This is a genomic window from Geomonas oryzae, from assembly GCF_004117875.1.
Classification (GTDB): Bacteria; Desulfobacterota; Desulfuromonadia; order Geobacterales; family Geobacteraceae; genus Geomonas; species Geomonas oryzae.
On the sequence record NZ_RAHW01000003.1, the window covers coordinates 143,162 to 168,679 of the forward strand.

Consider the following 25,518-nt stretch of genomic DNA (forward strand, 5'->3'; position numbering starts at 1 on the left):
CGCCGCAAGAGATGGCAGCGAGCTTGACGTAAAAAAAGCCCCATCAGGATCCCTGATGGGGCTTTGTCATGCCGGTTGTCACCTCACCCGTCGCATCCTCAGACGAAGATATCCTCCCAGACCTCCGAGTCCTCGGGCCAGGGGGACTCCTCGGCGAAGCGCACGCTCTCCTCGACCAGGGCGAGGCAGCGCCTGTCGATTTCCTCGAGCTGTTCCCGGGTCGCAAGCCCCTCTTCCAAAAGCCTGCGCGACAGGTTCGGGATCGGGTCGCGGCTTTTCCATACGTCGGTCTCCTGGACGCTCCGGTACTTGGCCGGGTCGGACATGGAGTGGCCGCGGAAGCGGTAGGTGACCGCCTCGATGAAGTAGGGGCGCTGCCGCTCGCGCACCCACTCGGCCGCCCTTTTCGTCGCCTGGTACATGGCGATCACGTCCATGCCGTCCACCTTCTCGCTCGGGATGTCGTAACCGCAGGTGCGCCGGTGCAGCGCCGCCTGGGCGGAGGCGCGGTGCACCTCGGTGCCGATGCCGTAGAAGTTGTTCTCGCACACGAACAGGACGGGGAGGTCCCAAAGGCGCGCCCAGTTGAGCGACTCGTGGAAGGTCCCCTGGTTCATCGAGCCGTCTCCGAAGAAGCAGGCGGTGACGCGGTCCTCGCCTAGGAGCTGGCTCGCCCAGGCGAGACCGGTGGCGATGGGGAACTGGCCTCCGACGATGGCGTACCCCCCCATGAAGTTGATGTCGGGCTGGAAAAGGTGCATGGAGCCACCCTTCCCGCGGCAAAGTCCGGTCGCCTTGCCGAAGAGCTCGGCCATCACCTTCTTCGGATCGGCGCCGCGGACGATGGCCTGGGCGTGGTCGCGGTACGCCGAGAGCATGTAGTCCGTCTTTTTAAGCCCCGCCGTGCACCCGACGGCGACCGCCTCCTGCCCTGTGTACAGGTGCAGGAACCCCGTGATGTGCCCCTTCGAGTACTGCTCGGCGCAACTCTCCTCGAACTCGCGGCAGAGCACCATCTGTTCGTAAAATCCAACCAGCTCCTCAGCCGGGAGCAGATCGCTAAGCTTTTCCGCCATGACTCTCCTCCTTCACCGCGTTCAAGAGCCCCCCTGCCAGCAGTTCGCGGCGCTCGCGCTCCGAGGCCTGCAGCAGGGTCACCACTTCTTGCCCGTTCACGAAGACCGGGATCTCGCTCGCCCCGCCCTGCACCAGTTCCCGAATCCTGGGAATGGAGATGCGGTCCCCCTGGCCGATCCGGTCGTAGTCCGCCGGGTCGCGAAAGACGAGGGGGAGGATGCCGAAGTTGATCAGGTTGGAGCGGTGTATCCTCGCGAAGCTCTTCGCGAGTTTGACCCGGATGCCCAGGTAGCGCGGGGCGAGCGCCGCGTGCTCACGCGACGAACCCTGTCCGTAGTTCTCCCCGCCGACCACGGCGCCGTCCCCTTTTTCCGTCGCCCGCAGGGAAAACTCGGGGTCGGCCTGCTCGAAGACGAACTTGCTGATCGCCGGGATGTTGCTTCTGAACGGGAGCACCTTGTTTCCCGCCGGCATAATGGTGTCGGTGGAGACGTTGTCCCCCACCTTGATGATCACCTCGACCTCGAGGCTGTCCGGCAGCGCCTCGAATTCTGGGAACGGGACGATGTTCGGGCCGGTCACGATCTCGACGCCGCTGCCGTCCTCGGGCGGGGTCTCGATCCCTGAATCGTCCACCAGGTAGCGCTCCGGGTTCTTCACGTCGGGCCAGGGGAGCAGTTCCTCCAGCTTGCGCGGATCGGTGACCACGCCGAAAACGCCTGCGGCCGCCGCGGTCTCCGGCGAGCAGAGGTAGACGCGGTCCTCCTTGGTGCCGCTTCTCCCCGGGAAGTTGCGCGGGAAGGTCCTGAGCGACACCTGGTTCGTCCCCGGCGCCTGCCCCATGCCGATGCAGCCCAAGCAACCGGGCTGGTGCACCTGCCCTCCGGCCAGGAGGAGCATCATGAAGCCCCCCTGGGCGACCACGTTCTCCAGCACCTGACGGCTTCCCGGGTTGATGTGGAAGGAGAGCCCCTGGGCGATCCTGCGCCCGTCCAGGATGCGGCAGACCGTCATGAGGTCGCGGAAAGAAGAGTTGACCGAGCTTCCGACGATGACCTGGTCCACCTTGAGCCCTTCGATCTCGGAGACCGGGACGACGTTGTCGGGCGACGAGGGGCAGGCGATCAGCGGGACCACCCGGGCGAGGTCGATCTCGTCATGCTCGTCGTAGTCGGCGTCCGGGTCGGGCATGAGTTCGCGCCAGAGCTCGCCGCGTCCCTGCGCCTCCAGGAAGAGACGTGTGTTTTCGTCGCTTTGGAAGACGGTACTGGTGGCGCCCAGTTCCGCCCCCATGTTCCCGATGGTCGCCCGGTCGGTAGCGGAGAGGGTCGCCACCCCTGGGCCGTAGTACTCGATGATCTTCCCCACCCCTCCCTTCACGCTGTGGCGCCTTAGCATCTCGAGGATGACGTCCTTTCCCGACACCCAGGGCTGCAGCTGGTTTACGAGCTTCACCCCGAAGATCTTCGGGCAGGTGAGATGGAACGGGTACCCCGCCATGGCGAGGGCCACGTCGAGCCCCCCCGCGCCGATGGCGAGCTGCCCCATCCCCGCCGCGGTCGGCGTGTGGGAGTCGGCGCCCAGAAGCGTGGTTCCGGGAACCCCGAAACGCTCGAGGTGCACCTGGTGCGACACGCCGTTACCCGGCTTTGAGAGGTGGACGCCGAACCTTGCCGCGACGCTCGCAAGAAAGGCGTGGTCGTCGGCGTTCTTGTTGTCGGTCTGCAGCAGGTTGTGGTCCACGTACTGTGCGGCGAGCCCCACCTTCACCCGGGGGATTCCGGTGGCGAGGAATTCGAGCATCGCCATGGTGCCGGTCGCGTCCTGCAAAAGGGTCTGGTCGATCCTGATCGCGATCTCCCTCCCTGGCACCAGTTCGCCTTCCACGAGGTGTTCCTTCAGTATCTTGATGGACAGACTGTCGCCCATATCAAACCTCCTTCGCGCGACCGCGGCCGCGCCCTACCCGCCGTGCCCCTCTTGCTCCAAAAGCTCCTTCAGGACCACGGCGTTGTTGTGCTCCTCGTCCTTCGCCGCGTAGAGCAGGGTCACCCTCCCCGTTTCTCCCTGCCGGGCGAGTTCGTGCAGCAGCGCCCCCTTGTCGGCGAGCTCCTCGCGGAAGCGGCGCTTAAACTCGTTCCACTTCTCCGGGTCGTGGGCGAACCAGCGCCTCAAGTCGTCGCTCGGGGCCAGGTCCTTCACCCACCGGTCCAGGTGCGCCGCGTCCTTTTTGATACCGCGCGGCCAGAGCCGGTCGACCAAGATGCGCAGGCCGTCACCCGGATCAGGTTCTTCGTACACCCTTTTCAGCGCGATCATGGCTTACACCGGCTGCTGCAGGGCGGAAAGCACCCGTTTCAGGCTGTCCTGCACCGTGTGGGAAAGCTCGGTCAGCTGCGGGTTGCCGACCAGGGCGAGCCCCGCCACCGGGTCCATCATCATCACGACGGTGCGGGTCTCGCTCGCCGAGTAGACCGCGACGTTGCAGGGAAGCAGGGTCCCGATGTCAAGTTCCACGCCGAAGGCCTGGTAGGCGAGCCCCGGGTTGCAGGCGCCCAGGATGTGGTAGTTGCGGAACTCCTTGTCCAGCTTCTCCTTGAACTTTTGCCTGACGTCGATCTCGAAGAGGACGCCAACCCCCTCCTTCTGCAGCTCCTGGTGCACCCTCGGCAGCGCTTCGGCGAAGGGAAGCATCACGGTGGCCCCGAAGGCGTACGGGGTGGCAAGGGGCATCGCTTCCTGCTTTTCCAGTGTTTCGGCTGTCTCTTTCAAGGCCATCACCTCTCTTTGTATCTGTTCCGGCAGATCCCTGCGGATCATCCGCTCCGCCTCATCATCCTTGGGAACCCAGTCCACCTCGATGGTCAGGACCAGGGGGGCCACCGGACTCTGCACCGACGACGGAACGACCCGGTTGATGACGCGTCCGCTGAAAAGGGGGTGCTCGATGAGGAAGTACTGCACCTCACCGCGCGGCTTGTCGAGCACCACCTTTTCCTTGATCACCACCCCTTCCGCCCTGATCTCGCGTAAAAGCCCGTTGCCGTAATGCTGCAGGACGCGCGCATGGGTCACCCCCGGCAGGTAGGAGTGCGGCTGCTCCACCTTGTCGACGAGTAGCGTCCATACCGTGTCCAGCGCAGCGTGAACCTCGCAGCTAAAAGATATCTTGCGCATGGCGTGCACCTCCGCTCGCTTGCCCAACGGTTCATTAGATAAATGCCCCGCTCCGAAGACACAACTCGACAACTTTACCCGATTGTGGAAACCGGGCAATGGCCTCGCCGGCATTTTCATGGGAAAATGCGCAGCGGCGGGGGGCAGCCTTCCCGATGCCCGAAGCAACGGGGAAGGCCCAGGTAGCGCTTGTCTTGACGGGCGTTGTGGACTAAGATGGCCGCCTTGGCAGGCGAATCTGGATCGGGAGGATTTTCAGCATGAAGAAGACCGCACTGATAACCGGGGCATCCTCGGGCTTTGGCGCCGCCTGCGCGCGCACGCTGGCGGAAAAGGGATGGCAACTGGTGCTGACGGCCCGCAGGGCCGAAAGGCTCGCCGCTCTGCAGCGGGAACTCTCGGCGCTGACACCCGTGCACACGCTCGCCCTGGACGTAAGGGACGCGGAGGCGGTGGCCGCTTCCTTCGCCTCGCTGCCGCCCGAGTTCGCCGAGGTGGACCTCCTGGTTAACAACGCGGGGCTCGCCCTCGGCCTCGAGCCCGCCCAAGAGGCGTCGCTTGAGGACTGGGACACCATGGTGGACACCAACGTGAAGGGGGTGATGTACTGCACCCGCGCCATGCTCCCCGGGATGGTGGCGCGAAACCGCGGGCACGTCGTCAACATAGGTTCGGTGGCCGGCAGTTGGCCCTACCCCGGCGGCAACGTGTACGGCGCGACCAAGGCATTCGTGCAGCAGTTCTCCCGCAACCTGCGCGCGGACCTGCTCGGCACCGCAGTCAGGGTGACCAACATCGAGCCCGGCATGGCCGAGACCGAATTCTCCAGGGTGCGCTTCAAGGGGGATGACGAGAAGGCGGGGCGCGTCTACACCGGCACCGAGGCGCTGCAGGCCGAGGATATCGCGGACATCGTCGCCTGGGTCGCTTCTGTCCCGGCAAGGGTCAACGTGAACGCCGTCGAGGTGATGTCTGTGCACCAGGCCTGGGGCCCCCTGGCGGTGGACCGCTCCTGAGGCGGAGAAACAAGCGGTGGTAAATAAAAAAGGGGAGCCCGTCAAACCGGAAGCTCCCCTTCAGCTTTTCTCGTCAGCGCCCTGCCCGGCTCAGCGCAGCTCGCCGTCGCCGTTGCCGTTACCGTTGTCGTCACTTCCGCCGCCACCCTGATCCTGCCCGGTCGCCTTCAGGAAGTCGATGAACTCCTTGTCCAGCTTGTTGAAGTGCGAACGAAGCCACTCGCACATGGCGGTGATCACCGCCACGATCATGAGGGTGTTGTCACCCTGCTCGGTATGCAGGCTCTCCAGTCGGAGCACCTCCCGGAAGAAGATCTCGTGCTGGTGCTTGTGGGCCTGGTACCCGGGAAAACCGGATTCGAGCTGCAACTTCTCCTCGTCGCGGAAATGCCACCTTACGTATTTCTTCAAAAACCACATGAGTCTGCCGATCTCCTCGGCCCCCTTCCTGCTCTTGGCCCCCTTCAGCAGATCATCGACACGGCGCAGCAGCTCCTGGTGCTGCCTGTCTATCGCCTCGCTCCCTGTTGCCATGTCGTCACGCCACTGCGTCAACATCAAGTACTCTCCTTTACCTGCCGGGCCGCTGCTGCCGGCCTTCCCCGGTTTTTTTCCGGTTATCGTACCCATCGGCATCGTACCCCGTTGGCTTGAGAACTTTCGTTAAAAAAAAAGCGCCCCGGCTGGATCCCGGGGCGCTGCAGGGGCACGAATGGCATTGCAGGGCTTTTAAGCCTTTTTCTCCTCGTTCAGCTGCACAACGTCTTCGCCGGCCGAGGCCTTCTTGAAGTTCTTGATGCTGCTCCCAAGCGCCTGCCCAAGCTGCGGGAGCTTGGCGGGGCCTACTACCACGAGTGCTATTACGAGTACGATGATCATTTCCGGCATACCGAATCCAAACATTTACCTTCTCCTTTGAACGCCCCTTTGAGGGCGGCCTGGGCTTAGGCCTGGGCTTTATGAGCTGTTTCGTTGGCGGCCTGGATCGCACCTTCGCTCCTGGCCTTGTCGTTGTTTCTGAGTTCGTAGTACTCCTGCGGCGTGTTGATGTTGCTGAAGGAGTCGAAGCGTGGATCGAAGCGCGCCACCTCGCTTGCCGGGACTTCGTTCACCTTGAGCTTAGGCAGTATCGATACGATGCGCCGCTTCCCCTCCTCGAGGCAGGACTCCATGGCGGGCAGGGCGCTCTTGTTGTAGAGCGCGTGCAGCGGCTCGAAGCCGTGTTCGCTCATGGGAAGGACCAGATCGCAGTCCCCGCGGTGGCTCACGATGTGCCTTATGAGCGCCGGATCGAGGTGCGGCATGTCGCAGGCCACGGTGAAGACGCTCGGGTTGTTCGCCTGGGCAAGCCCGGCGTGGATCCCGGCCAGGGCTCCCATCCCGACGTAGAGGTCGGGCACCTTGCGGCACGGGAGGAATTGGTACTGCTCCGGGGTGTTCGTCACCAGGATCACCTCGGTGAAGAGCTCGGAAAGCTCCCGGTAGATGCTCTCGATGAAGCGCCCCCCCTTGTGCGGCAGGAGGGCCTTGTTGCTCCCCATGCGGCTCGAAGCGCCGCCGGCCAAAATCACGCCGGTAACCCCGGCGATTTTCGCTTCGTCCCCCATGCTGAGTGCTTCCGGATGGGTGTAGACCTTGAAGCTGTCGGCGCGGACGTAGCCTACCAGGGTGATGCCCGCCTCTTCGGCCATTTTCACCGCCATGTCGGTCGGCGAGGTGCGCGAGGCGATCACGTCGATGCCTAAAAGCGAGGCCTTGGCGACCAGTTCGGTGGAGACGCGCCCCGAGGTCACCAGTATGGTTCCAGCCAGGGAGATCCCCTTCAGGAGGGCCTCCCCGGCGATTCTGTCGATGGTATTGTGGCGGCCGATGTCTTCCGCGTGCAGAAGGAGCGTGTCGCTCCCGACGCCTGCGGAGTGCATGCCGCCGTGGTTTTTGTAGCCTTCGCTCTTCGATGCGAGCTGCTGCATCAGGGCAAAGATGGTCTCGGGCGCGTGCACCCGGGACGGCCCGCTTTTCTTTTCGGGCTTGGGCATGTTGAAGGTGATGCCGGTGCCGCAGCCGGAGGTGAGCACCGGTTTCAGGCGCTCGGGGAGTTCGCCGCGGATGGTGACGCTGGCGGCGCCGAAGTCCTGGCAGATGGCGAGGGCGAGAAAGTCGTCCACGCTGGAGACGAACCCCTGCAGGCGCAAAAAGCCCGCGACCAGGAAGCGCAGGTCGTGCGGTGAAGCGATCAGGGTCGCCATCTCGCGCCCGTTCACCACCAGCTGCAGGGGGTATTCGTGCACCACCCCGCCATCCACCTGCTCCACTACGCCCTTCTTGAAACTGTAAATGGTTGCCACCTGCGGACTCCTTGAAAGCTTGTTTTGCCTTTGCCCCACCCGTCCCTCCCCCGCTCGCGCGGGAGAGGGACCTTGGAGGGTTTCCTCGTACTTCTTTGTTACCCGGCCTGAAGGGCCGGCACTGCGTTTTACTGCTTAGGCCTTGGCGGCACCGTGTGCGTGCCCCTTCTCGTTTTTGCGGAAGTGGTCCGGGATGGAGTAATCAACCGTTTCCGGATGGTGCTCGAAGATCGGGAAGTACTTGGCGATCAGCACGAAGAACAGGATGTGCGCCGCGATGATGCCGATGGTGACCACGGACTCCAGGAAAGAGGGGTAGTAGAAGGTTCCCGGAGCCTCCATGCCGAACATGGAGACGTTGAAGCGGTTAAGGATGACGCCCGCGATCACGAGCCATGCGGCGGTAGCGCGCAGGCGGCTGCTCTCGCGTACGTTGCGGCTCATCAACATGACGAGCGGGAGGATGACGCCGCAGAGCACCTCGACCGCAAAGAGCACCAGCAGGCCAGGGCGGTTGAAGAGCGGCCCCTGGGTCAGGGCGACCAGGGAGAAGATCTTCACGCTGAGGTACACGGTGATGACCCAGGGAAGGATCTTGGCCAGGGTCTCCAGGAGCTCGCCCTCGTCCGGCTGCCCCATGTACTTGTGGCTCATGGTGGCTTCCACGATGATGATGGAGATGCCGGCGCACATCGCGGAGAGCCAGAACAGAAGCGGCAGGAGCGGGTTGTACCAGAGGCTGTGCAGCTTGTCGACGGCGATCAGGAAGAACGTGCCGAGCGACGACTGGTGCAGGGTGGAGATGGAAGCCGCGGCGATGACCAGCGGCATCTCAATGGTGCGCAAAAGACGCAGCGGCACGTGGTAGCCGAACTTCTCGCACACCGGAGAGAGGAACTCGAGGAAGAGCACCGTGGTGTAGGCGGCGATGCACATGGAAACCTCGAACATCGGGGAGTGCGGGTTCCAGTACACCATGGTGTGCCAGCAGCGCTGCGGCTGGCCCAGGTCGAGCAGAAGCCCAACACAGACGAGCGAGTAGCCCAGAAAGCCGGTCACGATGGCCGGACGCACGAGCGGCTCGAGCTTCTTGATGTGGAAGCAGTGCACGATGGCCCCGAGGGTGAAGGCGCCCGCCGCGAGAGGTACCGCGGTGACGACGTCGAAGGAGATCCAGAGACCCCAGGGGAAGGTGTCGTTCAGGTTGGTGGTGACGCCCAGGCCGAAGACGAAGCGGGCCAGGGAGGCGAGCGCGCCCAGCGCCACCAGGACGATCAGGAACTGCACGAAGCGGTGGTAGCCCTTGATCTCGTTAGCGATTATCTTTGCAGCGGTCATCTAGCTCTCCTCCTTCGGCGTGGCGCCGGATTTTCTCATTTCCTCTTCCTTGGCGATCCTCTCCTTCCTGTGGTTGAACCAGGAAAGCAGGGAGAGCGAGGAGCCTACGGTCAGGAAGATGCCCGGCACGAGGCGCAGCGCCTGCCAGGTGTAGGACGGGAGCGGACGCTTGGTGACCGGTTTGAAACCGAGCTCGTCGAACGGGAGCGCGGTCAGGTAGATGACGGAGGTGCCGCCGGCCTCTTCGGAGCCGTAGAGCTTCTTCAGGTACTTCTCCGGACGGGCGGCGATGCGCTTGTTGGCTTCCTTGATCATGTCCTCGCGGTTGCCGTAGGTGATGGCCGAGACGCAGGTGGTGGCGCAGGCCGGCTTCAGCCCTTCCTTCACCCTGGAGTAGCAGCCGGTGCACTTTCTCACCAGCGGCAGCGCCTTGCTCCACTCGTACTTGGGCACCCCGAACGGGCAGGCGACCATGCAGAAGCGGCAGCCGATGCAGCGGTCCGCGTCATAGGTGACCGGGCCTTCCTTGGTCTTCTTGAAGGCGCCTACAGGGCAGACCGATGCGCAGGCCGGCTCGTTGCAGTGCATGCACATCTCTTTGTAGAAGGCGAACTCGTTCTGCCCGTTCTTCTCGTAGTCGCGGAACTTGATGCGGGTGAAGGTGTACTCCGACATGAGCGGCGGGTTCTGGTAACCCTCGCCGGTGAAGAACTCGGTCTTCTCGGCGCCCAGCTGGTTCCACTGCTTGCAGGCGACCTGGCAGCCGCGGCAGCCGGTGCACTTGGTCATGTCGATCAAAAATGCCTTGGTTTTGTTGAAGTCCTTGTTTTCGCTGCTCATGCGCGTTTACCCCCTTTCTCGATGTTGCAGAGGAATGCCTTGAATTCGGGGATGCTCGTGTTCGCGCAACCGACCGACGGCGTAAGGACGTTGCCGGAGTCGCCGGTAGCCATACCTGCATAACCGAAGTGCCAGGGGAGACCCACCTGCTCTATCTCTTTCCCCTGCACGTTGAACGGCTTCAGCCTGGAAGTGACCAGGGCCTTCGCCTCGATGGAACCGCGCTCGCTGGTGACCTTCACCATGTCGCCGTTGGAGATCCCTTTTGCGCGTGCAAGCGTCTGGGAGATCTCGACGAACATGGTCGGGACCAGTTCGACGAGCCACGGCAGCGAACGGGTCATCGCACCCGCCTGCCAGTGCTCGGTCATCCTGTAGGTGGTGCCGACGTACGGGAACTTCGCGGCGTCGCTGGAAACGTTGGCCGGAACCTTCACCGCCGGGTTCGTCTGGGTCTTGGAAAGGAGGTTCTTCGCCGGGCTCTCGATCGGCTCGTAGTGCTCCGGGAACGGGCCGTCCTTCATGTCCAGGGCGTAGAGACGACCATGACCTTCAGGGACCATGATGAAGGGGTACTTCCCTTCCTTGGCGTCGTTCATCGGCGGCCACGGACCGTCGGGCACGTCGCCTTTCCACTTCTTCTCAAGGGCATCCCAGGCGATGACGACGCGCTTCGGGTTGAACGGCACGCCGTCCGGGTTGACCGAGGCGCGGTTGTAGATGATGCGGCGGTTCACCGGCCAGCACCAGGACCACTTCGGGTACATGCCGAGGCCGGTCGGATCGGCGAGGTCGCGGCGCGCCATCTGGTTGCCGTCCTTGGTGTAGGAGCCGCAGTAGATCCAGCAGCCGGAGACGGTGGAGCCGTCGTCCTGGAGGTACTTGAACATCGGGACCTGGTCGCCCGCCTTGAACTCGAGGGTCTTGTCCTTGTCGACGATGGTCATGTCCTTGGTGAAGTAGCCGTTGATCTCCTTGGCTACGATGTGCACTTCCGGCTCCTCGCCGTGGCCGTAGTTCCAGGAGAGCTTGGTGATCGGCTCGGGGAAGGCTCCCCCCTTCTCGTACGCCTTCTTCACGCGCTTGTGGAACTGATCGATGATCCAGAGGTCGCTCTTCGCGTCCCCGCACGGCTCGGCGGCCTTGTAGCGCCACTGGGCCCAGCGGCCGGAGTTGGAGATGGAACCTTCCTTTTCCACGGAGGAAGCCGCCGGCAGCATGAAGACCTCGGTCTTGATGTCCTTGGGGTTCACGCCCGGGCGCTTCCAGAAAATGGAGGTCTCGGTCTCCCAGAGGTCGACGGTGACGAGCCAGTCGAGCTTGCCGAGCGCCTCGCGGGTCTTAAGGGAGTCCGGGCCGCCCACGGCCGGGTTCTGCCCCATGCAGACCAGACCCTGCAGCTCGCCCTTGCCCATCTTCTCCATCAGCTTGGTGAAGGAGTAGTTGCCGCTTCTCTTCGGGAGGTAGTCGTAGCAGAAGCCGTTTTCCTTGGTGGCGTTGTCGCCGTACCAGGCCTTCAGGAGGCTCACGGTGTACTTCGGGGTGTTGCCCCACCAGTTGGCGCTCTTCGCATCCTTGGTCTTGGGGGTCCACTTCTCGAGGTAGGCCTTCAGGTCGACGTTGTCGAACTCCGGGGACTTCAGGTAGCCCGGCAGCAGGTGGAAGAGCAGACCGTAGTCGGAGGAACCCTGGACGTTGGACTCGCCGCGCAGCGCGTTGACGCCGCCGCCGGCTACGCCGATGTTACCGAGCAGCATCTGCAGCATCGCGGTGGCGCGGACGTTCTGGGTGCCGTGGGTGGACTGGGTGATGCCCATCGCGTAGAGGATGGTCCCCGCCTTGTCGGCGCGCCCGGTGGAGCAGAAGGCCTTGGCGACGGCGATGTAGTCATCCTTCTTGGTGCCGGTGATGTTGCAGACCATGTCCACGGTGTAACGGGAGTAGTGCTTCTTAAGGAGCTGGTACACGCAGCGCGGGTCCTTCAAGGACTTGTCGCGCTTGGGGTTGCCCGCGCCGTCGACCGCGTAGGCCCAGGCCTTCGGGTCGTAGGTCTTCTCCTGGTCGTCGAAGGAGCAGAAGATCCCTTCGTTGAAGTCGTACTTCTCGTTCACGATGAAGGAGGCGTTGGTGTACTCGCGAACGTACTCCTCGTGAATCATGTTGTTCTGCAGCGCGAAGTTGATCATGCCGCCCAAAAAGGCGATGTCGGTGCCGGGACGGATCTGCGCGTAGTGGTCCGCCTTGGAGGCGGTCCGGGTGAAGCGGGGATCGACGGCGATGAGCTTCCCGCCCTGATCCATGGCCGCCTCGATCCATTTCATGGAAATCGGGTGGTTTTCGGCCGGGTTGCAGCCGATGGCGAGGATCGCGTCAGCGTTTCTCAGGTCGATCCAGTGGTTGGTCATTGCCCCACGTCCAAACGAAGCCGCCAGACCGGCGACTGTAGCGGAGTGTCATATTCGGGCCTGGTGTTCGAGGTTCGCGACCCCCATGGAGCGTGCGAACTTGCTCCAGAGGTAGCACTCCTCGTTGTCGAGACCGGCGCCGCCCAGGAAGGCCATCCCCTCGGTGCGGTTGACCACGTATTCCTTGTTGTCCTTCTTGTTGATCTCCTTGGCCTTGAAAGACTTGTCGCGCGCCTCCTTCATCTTCTGCGCGATGCGGTCCAGGGCCCAGTCCCACGACTTCTCTTCGAACTTGTCGCTGCCGGGTGCACGGTACATCACCTTCTGCAGACGACGCTCGTTGTTCGCCACCTGGAACAGCGCGCTACCCTTCGAGCAGAGGGCACCCTGGTTGATCGGGTGCTGCGTGTCCCCCTCGATGTTCACGATCTTGCCGTTCTTGGTATGCACCACAAGCCCGCAACCTACCGCGCAGAAAGGACAGATGGTGGTCGAGCTTTTCAGCCCCTTGGTGCGCAGTTGCGTGCCGTCTGCGCCGCCCGCTTCTGCTTTTTTGCCGGAGAGGATCAGCGCTGCCGCGGCCGCCCCCCCCTGCAGAAACTCCCGTCGTGAAACTGCCATGTTGAATCTCTCCTTTTTCCATGATAAACGTCGTGCCACCGTTTTATAACTCCGCGTATACGGCAATTGCCATGCCAGCGTGTTTACGTTCACCAGAAAAATAGTTGTGTACCGTAAACCTCCGAAATGATAATGTTGTCCGCGCCGCTCGGGAATCTTCAGCAGATTAACTTTAATTAACAATTGCGTCGTTTTGTCAAAATGTGTGACATTTTGTCCAAGGCAAGAGTCGAGCAACGGCGCGGAAAAGATCGAGGCACGCCCCAAAATGACACAGGAAAGAATTCTCATCTGCGACGACGAGGAAGGTATCCTCATCTACCTGAAGAAGCTTTTGCAGACCCAGGGGTACCTCGTTGAGACCTTCAACGGCGGTGCGCAGCTTTTGCGCCGGCTGCGTGAGGGGGACCCTTCCGACGCCGACCTCATCCTGCAGGACGTGAGGATGCCCGACATGGACGGCATCACCGTGCTGCAGGAGGTGAAGAAACTGAGGCCGTCGCTGCCGGTGATCATCATGACCGCCTTCGGCACCATCGACGCCGCGGTCGAGGCGATCAAGCTCGGCGCCTACGACTACGTCACCAAGCCCTTCCCGAAGGAAAAGATCCTGAGCGTTTTGAAAAACGCCCTGGAGAAAGAACAGCTCTTGCAGGAAAACCGGGCGCTCAAGACCGAGCTCGGCAAACCGATCCTGCAGGACGCCATCATCTTCAGAAGCGCCGTCTTCCAGGAGACCTACGACCTCACCCTGCAGGTGGCGGCGAGCGAGGCGAACATCCTCGTGCTGGGCGAGTCCGGGACCGGCAAGGAGCTCATCGCCGGGGCCATCCACTACAACAGCCCACGGCGCGAGCGCCGGTTTCTGTCCATCAACTGCGCGGCGCTTACCGAGACCCTTTTGGAGAGCCAGCTCTTCGGACACGTGCGCGGGGCCTTTACCGGCGCCATCACGCACCAGAAGGGGCTTTTGGAGGAGGCCGACGGCGGCACCCTCTTCATGGACGAGATCGGCGACATGAGCCTCCCGATCCAGGCGAAGCTTTTGCGCGTGATCCAGGAGCGCGACTTCATCCCGGTGGGGGCGACCCGGGCGAAAAGCGCCGACATCCGGTTCGTGGCCGCCACCAACAAGGACCTCGAGGAGGAGGTGCGCGTCGGCCGCTTCCGTGAGGACCTTTACTACCGGCTGAACGTGATCAACATCCCCCTCCCCCCGCTGCGCGAGAGAAAGGACGACATCGAGCCCTTGGCCGAACACTTTTTGAAGAAGTACAGCGTGAAGATGAAGAAAGAGGTCACCGGGGTGACCCCCGAGGCGCTCATGCTGCTTTGCGGCTACGACTGGCCCGGCAACATCCGCGAGCTCGAGAACGTGATGGAGCGCGCCGTGATTCTCGCGAGGACTCATCTGGTAACCCCGAAGGAGCTTCCCATCTGGCGCAAGACGCCGCAAAAGGCGGAGACGCAGCTCCAGCCGCAGCTCGTCTCGCTTGAGAACATGGAGAAGGCGCACATCGAGCGGACCCTCGCCGGCACCGGCTACCACAAGAGCAGATCCGCCGAGATCCTCGGCATTTCCAGAAAGACGCTGGACCGCAAGATCGCGGAATACGGCATCGCCATACCCTCATGAATTTCCCCAGGCTCCGCTTCCCCATCAAGACCAAGCTCACCGTCGCCACGCTGATCCCGCTGGCGATCGCCATCCTCATCTGCTGGATGGCCGGCGTCTTCATCCTGAGCGCCAAGGTGGCGGCCCAGGCGCAGGAGAAGGTCCGCTACGACCTCTCCGTCGCACGCGAGGCCTACCTGAACGAGCTGACACGCCTCTACGACGCGGTGAAGCTCTCCGCCTCCTTCGGCCGCACCGGTGAGACGATCGCCGCGGGCGACCTGCGCGCCCTCGAGGCGACCCTTGCGCCGGTCCGCAGGAGCGAGCACCTCGACATCCTCGCCGCCGTGGACGCCTCGGGCAAGGTCATCTTCCGCGCCAACAACCCGCGCCAGTTCGGCGACGACAAGCTGCGCAACCAGTTCGTGGCGCGCGCCCTCAAGGGGGAGCTCGTAAGCGGCACCACCATCATCCCGACCTCCGAGCTCGTGCTCGAGGGGGAGGCGCTCGTGCGGCAGGCGCACGTCCAGGTGACCGGGACGAAGGCCGACCCCGCCCCTCCGGCCCCCCTGAACGGCGCCATGTTCCTCTTCACCGCCGCCCCGGTGCGAGACCAGGCAGGCAACGTCCTCGGCGCGCTCTACGGCGGGGTGATGCTGAACAACAACCGAAAGCTCGTCGACAAGATCAAGGCGGTGGTTTACGAAGGGGCGAAATCAAACGGCAGGGACGTGGGGAACGCCACCATCTTCCAGGGTGGGGTGAGGATCGCCACCAACGTCCCCAACTCGGACGGCCGCCGCGCCACCGGGACCAAGCTCTCCGCCCCGGTTTACGAGCGCGTTCTCCTGAAGGGGGCCAAGTGGGTCGGGCGGGCCTTCGTCGTCAGCGACTGGTACCTGACCGCCTACGAACCGATCCTGTCGCTGCAGGGGGTCCCGATCGGCGCCCTCTACGTCGGCATGCTCGAGAGCCACTATTCCGCGGTGAAGACCGACATGGCGGTCCTTTTGAGCTTCGTCCTCCTTTTGAGCGGACTGACCGGCGTCTCCATGTCCGGTTTTCTTGGAAAGAAGCTCGCCCAGCCGATCAAGGAGCTCGAGCTCCTGACCCGGCGCGTGGCCGCCGGCGAGCGGGACGTGAAGAGCAGCATCGATTCCCGGGACGAGATCGGCGACCTGGCCGAGCGCTTCAACGACATGAGCCACTCCCTTGCCGAGCGCGAGAGCAACATCATCGAGCTGAACCGGAACCTCGAAGAGAAGGTCCAGCAAAGAACGGCGGAACTGGAGGAGAAGAACCGTCTCCTAGTGCAGACGCGTGAGGAGCTTCTACGCGTAGAGAAGCTGGCTGCGATCGGCGAGCTGGCCGCGGGGGTCGCCCACGAGATCAACAACCCGATGGCGATCATCCGCGGCAACACGGAACTTTTGCAGCTCACCATCGACGAGGGGGCTCCGAACCGCGAGGAGGTGGACACCATCTTCCAGCAGGTGAAGAGGGTCGAGCGTATCGTGTCGAACCTGTTGAAGTTCGCTAGGCGCGAGCAGATGGAGCATCACAGCGTGCGCTTGAACGAGCTCCTGCACGAGATCGTCGGGCAGATCGGGCACCAGGTTTCCCTGGCGAAGATAGAAGTGATCGAGCTTTACGCGGAGGATATGGCCGTCGTGGAAGGCGATGGCGACCAGTTGCGGCAGGTTTTCACCAACCTGATTTTGAACGCGGTCCAGGCCATGCCGCAGGGAGGCGTGCTAGGCATCAGGAGTGCGCCGGTCGGAAGTGGGGATCATTACGAGGTGAAGATATCCGACACCGGAGTCGGCATCGAGCTGGAGAATCTGAGGCAGGTATTCAACCCCTTTTACACCACCAAGTCGAACGGTACCGGTCTGGGGCTCTCCGTGAGTTACGGCATCATCAGGGAGCATGGCGGCTGCATCGACGTGGAGAGCATCCCCGGTCAGGGGAGCAGTTTCACCGTGCTGCTGCCCCGCGAGCGCTAACCGCAAGCCCCCCGCGGGTTAAAGCAAAGAAGGGCCGTCGGCGCAAAATGCGCCCCGGCCCTTTTTTTTTCAATCAGTATCAAGTCCACCGGGTCCATGTGGTCCACAAGAAGCAAGCACGCCAGTCCTCAGCAGCCGCCCCGGTCCTTAGCAGCCGGTAGTTACCCGGTCCCCCGGTCTGACCACGCCACCCTTCAGCACCCTGGCGAAGATCCCCTCCTTGGGCATGACGCAGTCGCCGGCCTGGTAGTAGATGGCGCAGCGGGTGTGACATTCCTTGCCGATCTGGGTCACCTCGAGGAGCGTCTCCCCGAGCTCGATCTTCGCGCCGATCGGGAGGCTGACAAGGTCCACCCCTTCGGTGGTGATGTTCTCGGCGAAATCCCCCTCTTTCACGTCCAGCCCGAGCGCCTGCATCTTGGCGATGCTCTCCTGGGCCAGAAGGCTGATCTGGCGGTGCCAGTCGCCGGCGTGACCGTCCCCCACGATGCCGTGCTCCTCGCGCAGCGTCACCTCGGGTACCGGTGTCTTTCTCTCCCCTTTGTTGGTGCTGATGTTAACCGCGACGACCTTTCCGATCATGTTATCTCCTTGTGGCTAGCCCCCGACACGGGACATGGCAAATGGTTTCGTTTCGACACCCTCGTCGGTCACCTCGTGGCGCCCAGGCTTCGCCGCGACGATGCGCTGGATCTCCTGTCGCAAGAGCTCGGGATCACCCGTGGCAAGTACCGGCTTCAAGTCCACGCCGGTGCCGGAGAAAAGGCATCCCTTGGCAACCCCGGCGGCCGTGACGCGCAGCCGGTTGCACCCCTCGCAGAAATGTCCGGTCATGGCGGTGATGATCCCCAGGGAACCGGGCGCCCCCTTGATCCGGAAGTTCCTCGCGGGGCCGGAGCGTTCGGTGCTCCCCCCCTCCTCGATGGTGTACCTCTGCGCGATCCGCTCCCGGATCTCCGCGCCTGGTACGGTAAGGTCGCGCCAATCGGCGTCACCGCAGGTGGGCATGTATTCGATGAAACGGACCGCGTAGGGGCGCTTCAGGGTCAGCTCGGCGAAGTCCAGGATCTCGTCGTCGTTCACCCCGCGCATCACCACCACGTTGATCTTGTGCGGCGGGAAGCCGACCCGCTCCGCCTCCTCGATCCCGTCCAGCACGCGCTGCAGGTCGCCGCCGCGGGTGATCGCCGCGAAGGTCTCGGGTTTTAGCGAGTCGAGGCTGATGTTCAGGCGCTGCACCCCGGCGTCCTTCAGCCCCTGCGCCATCTCCTTCAAAAGGAGGCCGTTCGTCGTAAGCACGAGTTCCTTGAGCCCGGGAAGTGCAGCGAGGCTCGCGAGGAAGTCGAGGATCCCCTTCCGTACCAGCGGCTCGCCGCCGGTCACCCGGATCTTCTCGATCCCGGCGGCGACGGCTTCGGCCGACACGCGTAGCAGATCCTCGTAGGAGAGCACATCGCAGTGGCCTAGCTTCTCCACCCCCTCTTCGGGCATGCAGTAGCTGCAGCGCAGGTTGCAGCGGTCCGTCACAGAAAGACGCAGATAGTTGATGCGCCTGCCGTAGGTATCGATGAGCGACATATTTTCCCTTGATGCTTTAACTGTTTGCGCGACGTCCCGGACACGGCTGCCATGGTCCGTTACCGGGACCGCGCCGTGCAAATGCGGGGACACGTTCAAAACCATACTCTGTTTGTCGAATGGAAATCAACCCATTTAATGAGGGATCCCCCCCACCCGCAAGCGGGCCTTGAAAAAGTATACGGCCATGCCTGCGCCTTGAGCGTGGTGCGGAAAAGCGCACGTGGATGGGCACTTACCGCCCTGCGCCGTGCAGCCCGCGGCACCACGCTGACGGACGCTTAAGGCAAAATAATTGTTTATTTTCTCGGGAATATGCTATGGAAACCAGAATAAGCAGATCTGTCTCCGAGCCGCGGCCGTCTAAAGGGAGCTTCCCCACGGTGCCGCGGCCGATGGGTGTTGCCGGAAACGGCGCCGCCTCCCTTATGGAAAGGAGAAAGCCGCCGCTTGCGCGCAGGGGGGCCCTTTCCTTTTCACGGGAATCGGGCCTTTTTCTTTATCAAACAGCAATGACGAGGTAACGATGACAAACTACGAGCAGGCCAGACGGATGGTCGTCGAACATGTCGCCCCGGCCGGGGTGGAAAAGGTCCTTCTTCTCGAGGCGGCCGGGCGCGTCCTCGCCGAAGATTACGTCGCTCCGAGGGACATGCCGCGCTGGGACAACTCCGCCATGGACGGCTTCGCGGTACGCAGCGCGGACTGCGCGATCGGCACCGTGCTCAAGGTGACCGACTACATCCCCGCCGGCGTAAGCTCAGACGAGGCCATTGCACCCGGATGCGCCGCGAGGATCATGACCGGAGCCCCGATCCCCCCCGGTGCCGATGCCGTGGTTCCCATCGAGGAGACCGAGGCGACCGTCGAGACGGTCAAACTGCTGCAGCAGGTGAAAAAGCACGACCATATCCGCTTCAAGGGCGAGGACGTCCCTTGCGGCGACACCGTCATCACGAAAGGAACGCTGCTCGGGCCGCCCCAGGTGAGCCTTCTCGCGTCGTTCTCCGCGGTGCTCGTCCCGGTGTACCGCAAGGTGCGGGTCGCCATCCTTTCCACCGGCGACGAACTGGTCGACGTCGGCACCGAGCCGACCGCGAGCCAGATCGTGAACAGCAACACCCTGGCGCTCGCCACCGCGATCAAGCTGTGCGGCGCCGAGCCCGTCATACTGGGAATCGCACGTGACGACCGGGAGAGCCATCGTGCGCTTCTTGCCGAGGGGCTGAAGGCGGACGTCCTGATCACCTCCGCCGGTGTCTCCGCCGGCGACCGGGACCTCGTGCGCGAGGTCCTTGCCGAGCTCGGCGTCGAGGAGAAGTTCTGGAAGCCCGGCATCAAGCCTGGTGGCCCGACCGCCTTCGGCATGAAGGAGAGCGTCCCGGTTTTCTCGCTTCCCGGCAACCCGGTCTCCACCATGATCACCTTCGAGGAGTTCGCCCGCCCTGCCCTTTTGCGGATGATGGGTCACGAGAAGGTCTTCCGCCGCACCGTTGCCGGCGTGCTCAAGGAGGGTGCCCGCAAGAAGGCAGGAAAGCTCAACTTCCTGCGCGTGCACGTGACCCTGGAAAACGGCCGCTACGTCGCCGGCACCTCCGGGGACCAGAACACCGGCATACTGAAGACCATGTTGCGCTGCAACGCCCTCGCCCTTCTTCCCGCCGACCGGACCGAGTTCGCCGCCGGCGAGGAAGTGGACCTGCATCTGCTCGATCCCACCCTGGAACTGGAGGTATAGCATGTCATTCAACCATTTCGACGCGAGCGGCAACGCCATCATGGTGGACGTGAGCCAGAAGACCCCGACCATGCGCACCGCGGTAGCGGGCGCCGTGTTGACCCTCAAGCCCGAGACGGTGCAGTCCATCGTCTCCGGCAGGATGGCCAAAGGTGACGTCCTCGGCGTCGCGCGGCTCTCGGGCATCGCCGGAGCCAAGAAGACCCCCGACCTGATCCCCCTTTCCCACCCTCTCGCCATCCATCACGTGGCCATAGAGTTCGAGGTGAACGAGGCCGAAGGCACCATAGGCGTCATGGCGACCGTCCGGGCCTTCGAGCGGACCGGCGTGGAAATGGAAGCGATGACCGCTGCCACGATAGCCGCCCTCACCGTGTATGACATGTGCAAGGGGAGCGACAAGGGGATCGTCATTTCCGACGTCAAGCTGCACTACAAGGAAGGCGGCAAGAGCGGCGTCTACAAGCGCGAGGCGTAGTCGGCCGGGCCAGAAAAAGGAGAATCAGCACCATGAAAGCAGCCATCCTCACCCTCAGCGATCGCTGTTCCACCGGGGAGCGCGCCGACGGCAGCGGCCCGGCACTGAAGAGCTGGCTCGAAGAGCGCGGCGTCAGCGTCACCTGCACCGAAGTGATCCCCGACGAGGCCCCACTCATCTCGGAGAAGCTCATCGAGTGGTCCGATTCCGGCGCTTACGATCTCATCCTCACCACCGGCGGGACCGGCGTCTCCCCGCGAGACGTCACCCCGGAGGCGACCGAACGCGTGGTGGACCGCCTGCTTCCCGGCTTCGGCGAGGTCATGCGCATGGAAAGCCTCAAGAAGACCCCGCACGCCATCATCTCCCGGGCCGTCGCCGGCATCAGGAAAAACACCCTGATCATAAACCTCCCCGGCAGCCCCAAGGGCGCCACCGAGAACATCGGCTTCGTCTGGACGGCGGTGCCGCACGCGATCGCCAAACTGCAGGGTGACCCGGAGGAATGCGGCACGCCCATGCCCGGCTAGCCCGGCAACCCGGCTTTTCTATTGACCGATCCCTCCCGCTGGGTTATATATCCTAACACGGTTTTATAATACACTTACGGAGGGGAAAACATGCCGTTGGTAAAGCAGATTCACGAGAAGGCAAAATCCAACCTTAAGACGGTGGTCTTGCCGGAGAGCTATGACGAGAGGATGCTTTTCGCCGCCCAGCAGATCGTGGAACAGGGTTTGGCGAAGATCGTGCTACTTGGAAAGCCCGAGACAGTGCTGGCGGCGGCAGCCGCCAAGGGTGTGAACCTCTCCGGTGTCGAGATCGTAGATCCCGCCACCTCTCCCAAACTCGACACCTACGTCGGGAAACTCGTGGAACTGAGGAAAGCAAAAGGGCTTACCCCGCAGCAGGCCCAGCAGATGCTGACCGCCGACGACAACCTGTACTTTGCCGGCATGATGGTGCGTGAAGGAGACGCCGACGGCGAGGTGGCCGGTGCAACCGGGACCACCGGCGACGTGCTCCGTGCCGCCTTCCAGACCGTCGGCCCCTCCCCCGGCATCAAGACCGTCTCCTCGTTCTTCCTGATGGCCACCCAGACACCGAACTTCGGCGAGAACGGCGTGATCCTCTTCGCCGACTGCGCGGTGAACCCGAACCCGGACGCCCAGGCCTTGGCCGAGATCGCCATCGCCACCGCAAGGAACTGCAAGTCGTTCCTCGACGTCCCGGCCCGCGTCGCCATGCTCTCCTTCTCCACCAAGGGAAGCGCCAGCCACGCCGATGCGGACAAGGTACTGAAGGCGCTGGAAATCGCCAAGGGGATGGATCCCGAACTCTCCGTCGACGGCGAACTGCAGGCGGATGCCGCCCTCATTCCGGCCGTCGGCGCGAAAAAAGCACCGGGGAGCGGTGTCGCCGGCAAGGCGAACGTGCTCGTGTTCCCCGACCTCGATGCCGGCAACATCGCGTACAAGCTCGTTGAGCGTCTAGCAGGCGCCAAGGCCATCGGGCCTGTGATCCAGGGGCTCGCGAAGCCGGTGAACGACCTCTCCCGCGGCTGCTCGGTGCAGGACATCATCGACGTTACCGCGATCACCGCGGTGCAGGCGCAGGGCTAGCAGCGCCCAGAGCCGGACCAGTCGGCAGCTGCTAGCTGGCAGCAGCCGATTCAAAACACAAAAAGGCCGGCGGGAACTCATCCCGCCGGCCTTTTTATTTTCTTTGCCTGCCGCGCCGCTACTTCCTCACGAAGTCGGACTTGGAGAAGCTGTACTCGAAGCTCATGTGATCGGTGTAGGTGCCGTCCAGAATCGCCGCCACGTCCTCGGTGAAGACGAGTTCCTCGTCGGTCGGGATGACGTACACCTTCACCTTGGAGTCGTCGGTGGTGATCAGCGTCTCGCGCTTCCTGGTCATGGCGGAGGCGTTTCTCTCCGGATCGAGGATGATCCCCAGGTGATCCAGCCCGGACAGGGCGCGTGCCCTGATCGGCGCACCCATCTCCCCTACCCCGGCGGTGAACACTACGGCGTCGAGCCTTCCGACGACGGCCATGTAGGAGCCGATGTACTTCTTGAGGCGGTAGGCCTCGATGTCGAGGGCGAGCGAACAGAGACGGTCCCCTGCGTTCGCGTTTTCGATGACGTCACGACGGTCGGTGAAGCGACCGGTGATGCCGATGACGCCGCTTTTCTTGTTCAGGATGGAGTCGATCTCCTTGGCGGAGAGGTTCTCCTTCTGCATCATGAACGCCGGGATGGCCGGATCGATGTCACCGCAGCGGGTCCCCATCATGGCGCCTTCAAGCGGGGTGAGCCCCATGCTCGTGTCGACGGAGACGCCATTTTTTATGGCGCAGTGGGACACGCCGTTGCCGATGTGCATGGTGATCACGTTGCACTCGCTGGCAGGCTTGCCGAGGATCGCGGCAATACGCTTGGAGACGTAGAGGTGCGAGGTCCCGTGGAAGCCGTAGCGCCTCACGCCGTACTTCTCGTACCACTCATAGGGGAGCGGATAGAGGTAAGCCTGCTCGGGCATGGTCTGATGAAACGCCGTATCGAAAATGGCAACCTGGGGAACGCCCGGGAGGACGGCCATGGCGCCTTCGATGCCGGCGATGTTGGGCGGGTTGTGCAGCGGCGCAAGATGCTGCACCTCGGTGACCGCCGCGAGCACCTCGTCGTCGATGAGGACCGACTTGGTGAACTTCTCGCCGCCATGCACCACGCGGTGGCCTACTGCGGCGATCTGCTTGATGTCTTTAAGCACACCGCACTCGGGGGAGGTGAGCGTCCTGAGGATCAGGTCAACTGCGGTCTTGTGGTCGGGACAATCCGAGTCCTCCCGGTAGGTTTCGCGCCCCGGGACCTCATGCAGGATGAAGGAGTCGCCGATCACCACGCGCTCCACCATACCCTTGGCAACCACCATTTTTTTATCCCAGTCAAACAACTGGTATTTTACCGAAGAACTACCGCAGTTAAGTGCCAATATATCCATCAGTTAGCATCCCCCGTACGTGTAATTTGCCCATGGGAACATGGTACAACCCTCAAGGGCAAAAAGTGCACAAATAAAACCTTTTTTTATATATACAGTAGAGTCGTCCTCAGTTCAAGATTTTTCTCCTGATTAGCAGTTTATTGTCTACAGCTTTATGGTGGACTTTTTGCGAGCGCTGTGCTAGTTTCCTCCTGACTTTTTACCCTAGGTAGAGGAGGTGAACACTTTGGCACATACCATTAGCGACGAATGCATCAACTGCGGCGCCTGCGACGATTCCTGCCCGGTCAACGCCATTAGCGAGGCTGGCAGCAAAAGGGCCATCGCTGCGGATACCTGCATCGACTGCGGCGCTTGCGTAGACACCTGCCCGGTGAGCGCAATCTCCCCGGCCTAAGCCACAAAAAAGAAGCATGTAATGCCATGGCCTGCAGCCGGCTCGTCCGCTGCAGGCCTTCTTTTGTTCAGGTTTTAAACTGCTTTATAAGAAAAGGAGGGCGCCCGCGGGGCGCCCTCCTTTTTTACGGCCTATCCCTTACTTATCCCGACTAGCGGCAGAGCACCGCGATGGCACGCTCGATGCGCTTTTTCGTCTCGGCAAGGCCCAGCACCTCGATCATCTCGTAGATGCCCGGGGACGCTGTGGTACCGGAAAGCGAGAGGCGTACGGCAGGGCCGACCTGTCCGAGCTTGATCCCTTTCTCGGCCATAAGCTCCTTGAACGCCTGCTCGATCTGCCCCGCGTCAAGCGCGGGAAGTGCCGCGAGCTTCTCCACCAGCGCGTTGAGCAGCCCCGGGGTGTCGGCGTTGAACGCCTTCGCCACCCCCTGCTCGTCGTAGGAGAGCTCGTCCCTGTAGTAGAAGAGCGCGCCGTCGGCGAGTTCCAGCATGGTCTTGGCGCGCTCCTGGAGGGTCTTAACCACGGCGACGAGGTCGGGTCCCCCCTGTGCGGGGTCCACGCCGCGCTCCTTGAGGAACGGGATGAGCAGGTCCGCCAGACGTACCGGGTCGCCGGTCTTGATGTAGTGCGCGTTCAGCCACAAGAGCTTGTCAGGGTTGAAGACACCGGCGGAACGGCCGACGTTCTCGATGGAGAACTTCTCGATCAGGTCGGTGAGGGAGAAGATCTCCTCGTCGCCGTAGCTCCAGCCGAGGCGCACCAGGTAGTTCACCATCGCCTCGGGGAGAAAGCCCATGTCGCGGTAGGCCATGACCGAGGTGGCGCCGTGGCGCTTGGACAGGCGCGCTTTGTCGGCGCCGAGGATCATCGGCACGTGGGCGAATACCGGAACCGGCGCACCGAGGGCCTCGTAGATGAGGATCTGGCGCGGCGTGTTGTTCACGTGGTCGTCGCCGCGGATGACGGTGGTCATCCTCATGGTGACGTCGTCGACGACGACGACGAAGTTGTAGGTCGGAGTACCGTCGGTGCGCTGGATGATCAGGTCATCGAGCTCGGCGTTTTCGAAGGATACCTTCCCCTTGATCAGGTCGTTCCAGGAGGTGACCCCTTCCTTCGGGGTCCTGAAGCGGATCACGTAGGGGCGGCCGTCGTCCTCCTGCGGCGGAAGATCGCGGCAGGTGCCGTCGTACTTCGGCTTGCCACCTTCCTTGAGCGCCTTCTCGCGCTTGGCCTCCAGTTCCTCCACGGTGCAGTAGCACTTGTACGCCTTACCCTCGGCGACGAGCCTGTCGATGTACTCCTTGTAAACCGGGAAGTAGTCGGACTGGAAGAAGGGACCCTCGTCCCAGTCCAGCCCCAGCCACTTCATCCCTTCGAAGATCGCGTCAACCGATTCCTGGGTGGAGCGGGTGACGTCGGTATCCTCGATCCTGAGAACGAAGGTGCCGTGCTGCTTCCTGGCCAAAAGCCAGTTGAAAAGCGCCGTGCGCGCCCCTCCGACATGAAGGTACCCGGTCGGGCTCGGGGCGAAACGGAGACGTACTTCTGACATGAAAGGCTCCTTTGCTGCTTTGATCATTGCATGGCTGCAATAAAATTGGGTGTCACGAAATAGGTGCGGACCTGCTAGTTCTCGTCCTCGTCGCCGTCGTCATGCTGCGGCGCCTTCTCCCCGGGGATGCGGTAACCTTCGCTGGCCCAGGTCCCGAGGTCGATCATCTTGCACCGCTCGGAGCAAAACGGACGGTACGGATTACCGGCCAGTTCCGTCTCTTTCCTGCAGTGCGGGCACTTGATGGTTGTTACGGCGCACATCGGTGTTGGTCCTCAAATGAAGAACTCCAGCGCCCTTCGGAGCTGGAGGTGAAAGGT

At 62.8% G+C, this 25,518-nt stretch carries 23 protein-coding genes and 1 riboswitch; of the genes, 8 read left to right on the forward strand and 15 right to left on the reverse strand.

The window, feature by feature from the left end; genetic code table 11:
* Nucleotides 1-98 precede the first annotated feature (98 nt).
* From pdhA to D6Z24_RS08820, 4 genes are read right to left on the reverse strand one after another with little or no spacing between them, the layout of a single operon-like run.
* Nucleotides 99-1,076 (reverse strand): pyruvate dehydrogenase (acetyl-transferring) E1 component subunit alpha, encoded by a 978-nt coding sequence (gene pdhA, locus D6Z24_RS08805; protein ID WP_129126219.1) that lies wholly within the window; start codon nt 1,074-1,076, stop codon nt 99-101.
* Entirely contained in the window at nt 1,060-3,006 is a 1,947-nt protein-coding gene (locus D6Z24_RS08810; RefSeq protein WP_129126220.1) for an aconitate hydratase, read from the reverse strand. Before D6Z24_RS08810 ends, pdhA begins: the two co-directional genes overlap by 17 nt.
* Nucleotides 3,007-3,039: 33 nt before the next feature.
* Entirely contained in the window at nt 3,040-3,396 is a 357-nt protein-coding gene (locus D6Z24_RS08815) for a DUF488 domain-containing protein (protein WP_129126221.1), read from the reverse strand.
* 3 nt (nt 3,397-3,399) lie between these two features.
* On the reverse strand, nt 3,400-4,254 hold the full coding sequence (locus D6Z24_RS08820; RefSeq protein ID WP_129126222.1) for an AtaL-like protein: 855 nt from the start codon (nt 4,252-4,254) through the stop codon (nt 3,400-3,402).
* A 260-nt stretch (nt 4,255-4,514) separates the two neighbouring features.
* Between D6Z24_RS08820 and D6Z24_RS08825 the strand changes: the two genes are divergently transcribed.
* Nucleotides 4,515-5,270: an SDR family oxidoreductase gene (locus tag D6Z24_RS08825; RefSeq protein WP_129126223.1), complete on the forward strand. Its 756-nt coding sequence runs from the start codon at nt 4,515-4,517 to the stop codon at nt 5,268-5,270.
* 90 nt (nt 5,271-5,360) lie between these two features.
* Here D6Z24_RS08825 and D6Z24_RS08830 read toward each other — a convergent pair whose 3' ends face one another.
* The 6 genes from D6Z24_RS08830 to fdnG form a co-directional block, all read right to left on the reverse strand.
* The gene (locus D6Z24_RS08830; RefSeq protein WP_129126224.1) at nt 5,361-5,828 is read right to left on the reverse strand and encodes a bacteriohemerythrin; all 468 of its coding nucleotides are present in this window, start codon (nt 5,826-5,828) and stop codon (nt 5,361-5,363) included.
* A 171-nt stretch (nt 5,829-5,999) separates the two neighbouring features.
* Complete coding sequence (gene tatA / locus D6Z24_RS08835) at nt 6,000-6,173, reverse strand: twin-arginine translocase TatA/TatE family subunit (protein ID WP_129126225.1); 174 nt, start codon at nt 6,171-6,173, stop codon at nt 6,000-6,002.
* A 41-nt stretch (nt 6,174-6,214) separates the two neighbouring features.
* A complete protein-coding gene (gene fdhD, locus D6Z24_RS08840; RefSeq protein ID WP_129126226.1) occupies nt 6,215-7,615 on the reverse strand; it encodes a formate dehydrogenase accessory sulfurtransferase FdhD in 1,401 nt (466 codons plus the stop codon).
* Between the two features lie 135 nt (nt 7,616-7,750).
* On the reverse strand, nt 7,751-8,953 hold the full coding sequence (gene nrfD / locus D6Z24_RS08845) for an NrfD/PsrC family molybdoenzyme membrane anchor subunit (protein ID WP_129126227.1): 1,203 nt from the start codon (nt 8,951-8,953) through the stop codon (nt 7,751-7,753).
* Nucleotides 8,954-9,793: a 4Fe-4S dicluster domain-containing protein gene (locus D6Z24_RS08850; protein WP_129126228.1), complete on the reverse strand. Its 840-nt coding sequence runs from the start codon at nt 9,791-9,793 to the stop codon at nt 8,954-8,956.
* The gene (gene fdnG / locus D6Z24_RS08855) at nt 9,790-12,819 is read right to left on the reverse strand and encodes a formate dehydrogenase-N subunit alpha (RefSeq protein WP_129126229.1); all 3,030 of its coding nucleotides are present in this window, start codon (nt 12,817-12,819) and stop codon (nt 9,790-9,792) included. The genes D6Z24_RS08850 and fdnG overlap by 4 nt, the downstream gene beginning before the upstream one ends.
* A gap of 268 nt (nt 12,820-13,087) precedes the next feature.
* Here fdnG and D6Z24_RS08860 point away from each other — a divergent pair, with 268 nt between their 5' ends.
* Complete coding sequence (locus D6Z24_RS08860; protein WP_129126230.1) at nt 13,088-14,455, forward strand: sigma-54-dependent transcriptional regulator; 1,368 nt, start codon at nt 13,088-13,090, stop codon at nt 14,453-14,455.
* Complete coding sequence (locus D6Z24_RS08865) at nt 14,452-16,440, forward strand: cache domain-containing protein (RefSeq protein WP_129126231.1); 1,989 nt, start codon at nt 14,452-14,454, stop codon at nt 16,438-16,440. The genes D6Z24_RS08860 and D6Z24_RS08865 overlap by 4 nt, the downstream gene beginning before the upstream one ends.
* 147 nt (nt 16,441-16,587) lie before the next feature.
* On the opposite strand, the gene D6Z24_RS08870 is transcribed toward D6Z24_RS08865, so the two are convergent.
* Nucleotides 16,588-17,022, reverse strand: coding sequence for an MOSC domain-containing protein (locus D6Z24_RS08870; protein WP_129126232.1), 435 nt, complete (start codon nt 17,020-17,022; stop codon nt 16,588-16,590).
* Between the two features lie 15 nt (nt 17,023-17,037).
* Nucleotides 17,038-18,018: a GTP 3',8-cyclase MoaA gene (gene moaA / locus D6Z24_RS08875; protein WP_129126233.1), complete on the reverse strand. Its 981-nt coding sequence runs from the start codon at nt 18,016-18,018 to the stop codon at nt 17,038-17,040.
* A gap of 334 nt (nt 18,019-18,352) precedes the next feature.
* Nucleotides 18,353-18,471: riboswitch (molybdenum cofactor riboswitch) on the forward strand.
* Between the two features lie 73 nt (nt 18,472-18,544).
* Between moaA and D6Z24_RS08880 the strand changes: the two genes are divergently transcribed.
* From D6Z24_RS08880 to pta, 4 genes are all read left to right on the forward strand, one after another.
* The gene (locus D6Z24_RS08880; protein WP_129126234.1) at nt 18,545-19,756 is read left to right on the forward strand and encodes a molybdopterin molybdotransferase MoeA; all 1,212 of its coding nucleotides are present in this window, start codon (nt 18,545-18,547) and stop codon (nt 19,754-19,756) included.
* A 1-nt stretch (nt 19,757) separates the two neighbouring features.
* Nucleotides 19,758-20,234: a cyclic pyranopterin monophosphate synthase MoaC gene (gene moaC / locus D6Z24_RS08885; protein WP_129126235.1), complete on the forward strand. Its 477-nt coding sequence runs from the start codon at nt 19,758-19,760 to the stop codon at nt 20,232-20,234.
* A gap of 32 nt (nt 20,235-20,266) precedes the next feature.
* Entirely contained in the window at nt 20,267-20,764 is a 498-nt protein-coding gene (gene mog, locus D6Z24_RS08890) for a molybdopterin adenylyltransferase (RefSeq protein ID WP_129126236.1), read from the forward strand.
* A gap of 90 nt (nt 20,765-20,854) precedes the next feature.
* Complete coding sequence (pta, locus tag D6Z24_RS08895) at nt 20,855-21,856, forward strand: phosphate acetyltransferase (RefSeq protein ID WP_129126237.1); 1,002 nt, start codon at nt 20,855-20,857, stop codon at nt 21,854-21,856.
* Nucleotides 21,857-21,974: 118 nt separating this feature from the next.
* Here the strand turns inward: pta and D6Z24_RS08900 are convergent, their stop codons facing one another.
* A complete protein-coding gene (locus D6Z24_RS08900) occupies nt 21,975-23,240 on the reverse strand; it encodes an acetate kinase (RefSeq protein WP_129126238.1) in 1,266 nt (421 codons plus the stop codon).
* Nucleotides 23,241-23,469: 229 nt separating this feature from the next.
* On the opposite strand from D6Z24_RS08900, the gene D6Z24_RS08905 reads away from it, so the two are divergent.
* Entirely contained in the window at nt 23,470-23,640 is a 171-nt protein-coding gene (locus D6Z24_RS08905) for a DUF362 domain-containing protein (RefSeq protein WP_129126239.1), read from the forward strand.
* A gap of 151 nt (nt 23,641-23,791) precedes the next feature.
* On the opposite strand, the gene gltX is transcribed toward D6Z24_RS08905, so the two are convergent.
* Both gltX and D6Z24_RS08915 read right to left on the reverse strand, forming a co-directional pair.
* The gene (gltX, locus tag D6Z24_RS08910) at nt 23,792-25,198 is read right to left on the reverse strand and encodes a glutamate--tRNA ligase (protein ID WP_129126240.1); all 1,407 of its coding nucleotides are present in this window, start codon (nt 25,196-25,198) and stop codon (nt 23,792-23,794) included.
* A 74-nt stretch (nt 25,199-25,272) separates the two neighbouring features.
* On the reverse strand, nt 25,273-25,461 hold the full coding sequence (locus tag D6Z24_RS08915) for a DNA gyrase inhibitor YacG (protein WP_129126241.1): 189 nt from the start codon (nt 25,459-25,461) through the stop codon (nt 25,273-25,275).
* Nucleotides 25,462-25,518 lie beyond the last annotated feature (57 nt).

What these genes read in the sequence shown, in the direction of transcription:
- pdhA (WP_129126219.1), bottom strand. Translation starts at nt 1,076, where the DNA reads ATGGCGGAAAAGCTTAGCGATCTGCTCCCGGCTGAGGAGCTGGTTGGA.
- D6Z24_RS08810 (WP_129126220.1), bottom strand. Translation starts at nt 3,006, where the DNA reads ATGGGCGACAGTCTGTCCATCAAGATACTGAAGGAACACCTCGTGGAA.
- D6Z24_RS08815 (WP_129126221.1), bottom strand. Translation starts at nt 3,396, where the DNA reads ATGATCGCGCTGAAAAGGGTGTACGAAGAACCTGATCCGGGTGACGGC.
- D6Z24_RS08820 (WP_129126222.1), bottom strand. Translation starts at nt 4,254, where the DNA reads ATGCGCAAGATATCTTTTAGCTGCGAGGTTCACGCTGCGCTGGACACG.
- D6Z24_RS08825 (WP_129126223.1), top strand. Translation starts at nt 4,515, where the DNA reads ATGAAGAAGACCGCACTGATAACCGGGGCATCCTCGGGCTTTGGCGCC.
- D6Z24_RS08830 (WP_129126224.1), bottom strand. Translation starts at nt 5,828, where the DNA reads ATGTTGACGCAGTGGCGTGACGACATGGCAACAGGGAGCGAGGCGATA.
- tatA (WP_129126225.1), bottom strand. Translation starts at nt 6,173, where the DNA reads ATGTTTGGATTCGGTATGCCGGAAATGATCATCGTACTCGTAATAGCA.
- nrfD (WP_129126227.1), bottom strand. Translation starts at nt 8,953, where the DNA reads ATGACCGCTGCAAAGATAATCGCTAACGAGATCAAGGGCTACCACCGC.
- D6Z24_RS08850 (WP_129126228.1), bottom strand. Translation starts at nt 9,793, where the DNA reads ATGAGCAGCGAAAACAAGGACTTCAACAAAACCAAGGCATTTTTGATC.
- D6Z24_RS08860 (WP_129126230.1), top strand. Translation starts at nt 13,088, where the DNA reads ATGACACAGGAAAGAATTCTCATCTGCGACGACGAGGAAGGTATCCTC.
- D6Z24_RS08865 (WP_129126231.1), top strand. Translation starts at nt 14,452, where the DNA reads ATGAATTTCCCCAGGCTCCGCTTCCCCATCAAGACCAAGCTCACCGTC.
- D6Z24_RS08870 (WP_129126232.1), bottom strand. Translation starts at nt 17,022, where the DNA reads ATGATCGGAAAGGTCGTCGCGGTTAACATCAGCACCAACAAAGGGGAG.
- moaA (WP_129126233.1), bottom strand. Translation starts at nt 18,018, where the DNA reads ATGTCGCTCATCGATACCTACGGCAGGCGCATCAACTATCTGCGTCTT.
- D6Z24_RS08880 (WP_129126234.1), top strand. Translation starts at nt 18,545, where the DNA reads ATGACAAACTACGAGCAGGCCAGACGGATGGTCGTCGAACATGTCGCC.
- moaC (WP_129126235.1), top strand. Translation starts at nt 19,758, where the DNA reads ATGTCATTCAACCATTTCGACGCGAGCGGCAACGCCATCATGGTGGAC.
- mog (WP_129126236.1), top strand. Translation starts at nt 20,267, where the DNA reads ATGAAAGCAGCCATCCTCACCCTCAGCGATCGCTGTTCCACCGGGGAG.
- pta (WP_129126237.1), top strand. Translation starts at nt 20,855, where the DNA reads ATGCCGTTGGTAAAGCAGATTCACGAGAAGGCAAAATCCAACCTTAAG.
- D6Z24_RS08900 (WP_129126238.1), bottom strand. Translation starts at nt 23,240, where the DNA reads ATGGATATATTGGCACTTAACTGCGGTAGTTCTTCGGTAAAATACCAG.
- gltX (WP_129126240.1), bottom strand. Translation starts at nt 25,198, where the DNA reads ATGTCAGAAGTACGTCTCCGTTTCGCCCCGAGCCCGACCGGGTACCTT.
- D6Z24_RS08915 (WP_129126241.1), bottom strand. Translation starts at nt 25,461, where the DNA reads ATGTGCGCCGTAACAACCATCAAGTGCCCGCACTGCAGGAAAGAGACG.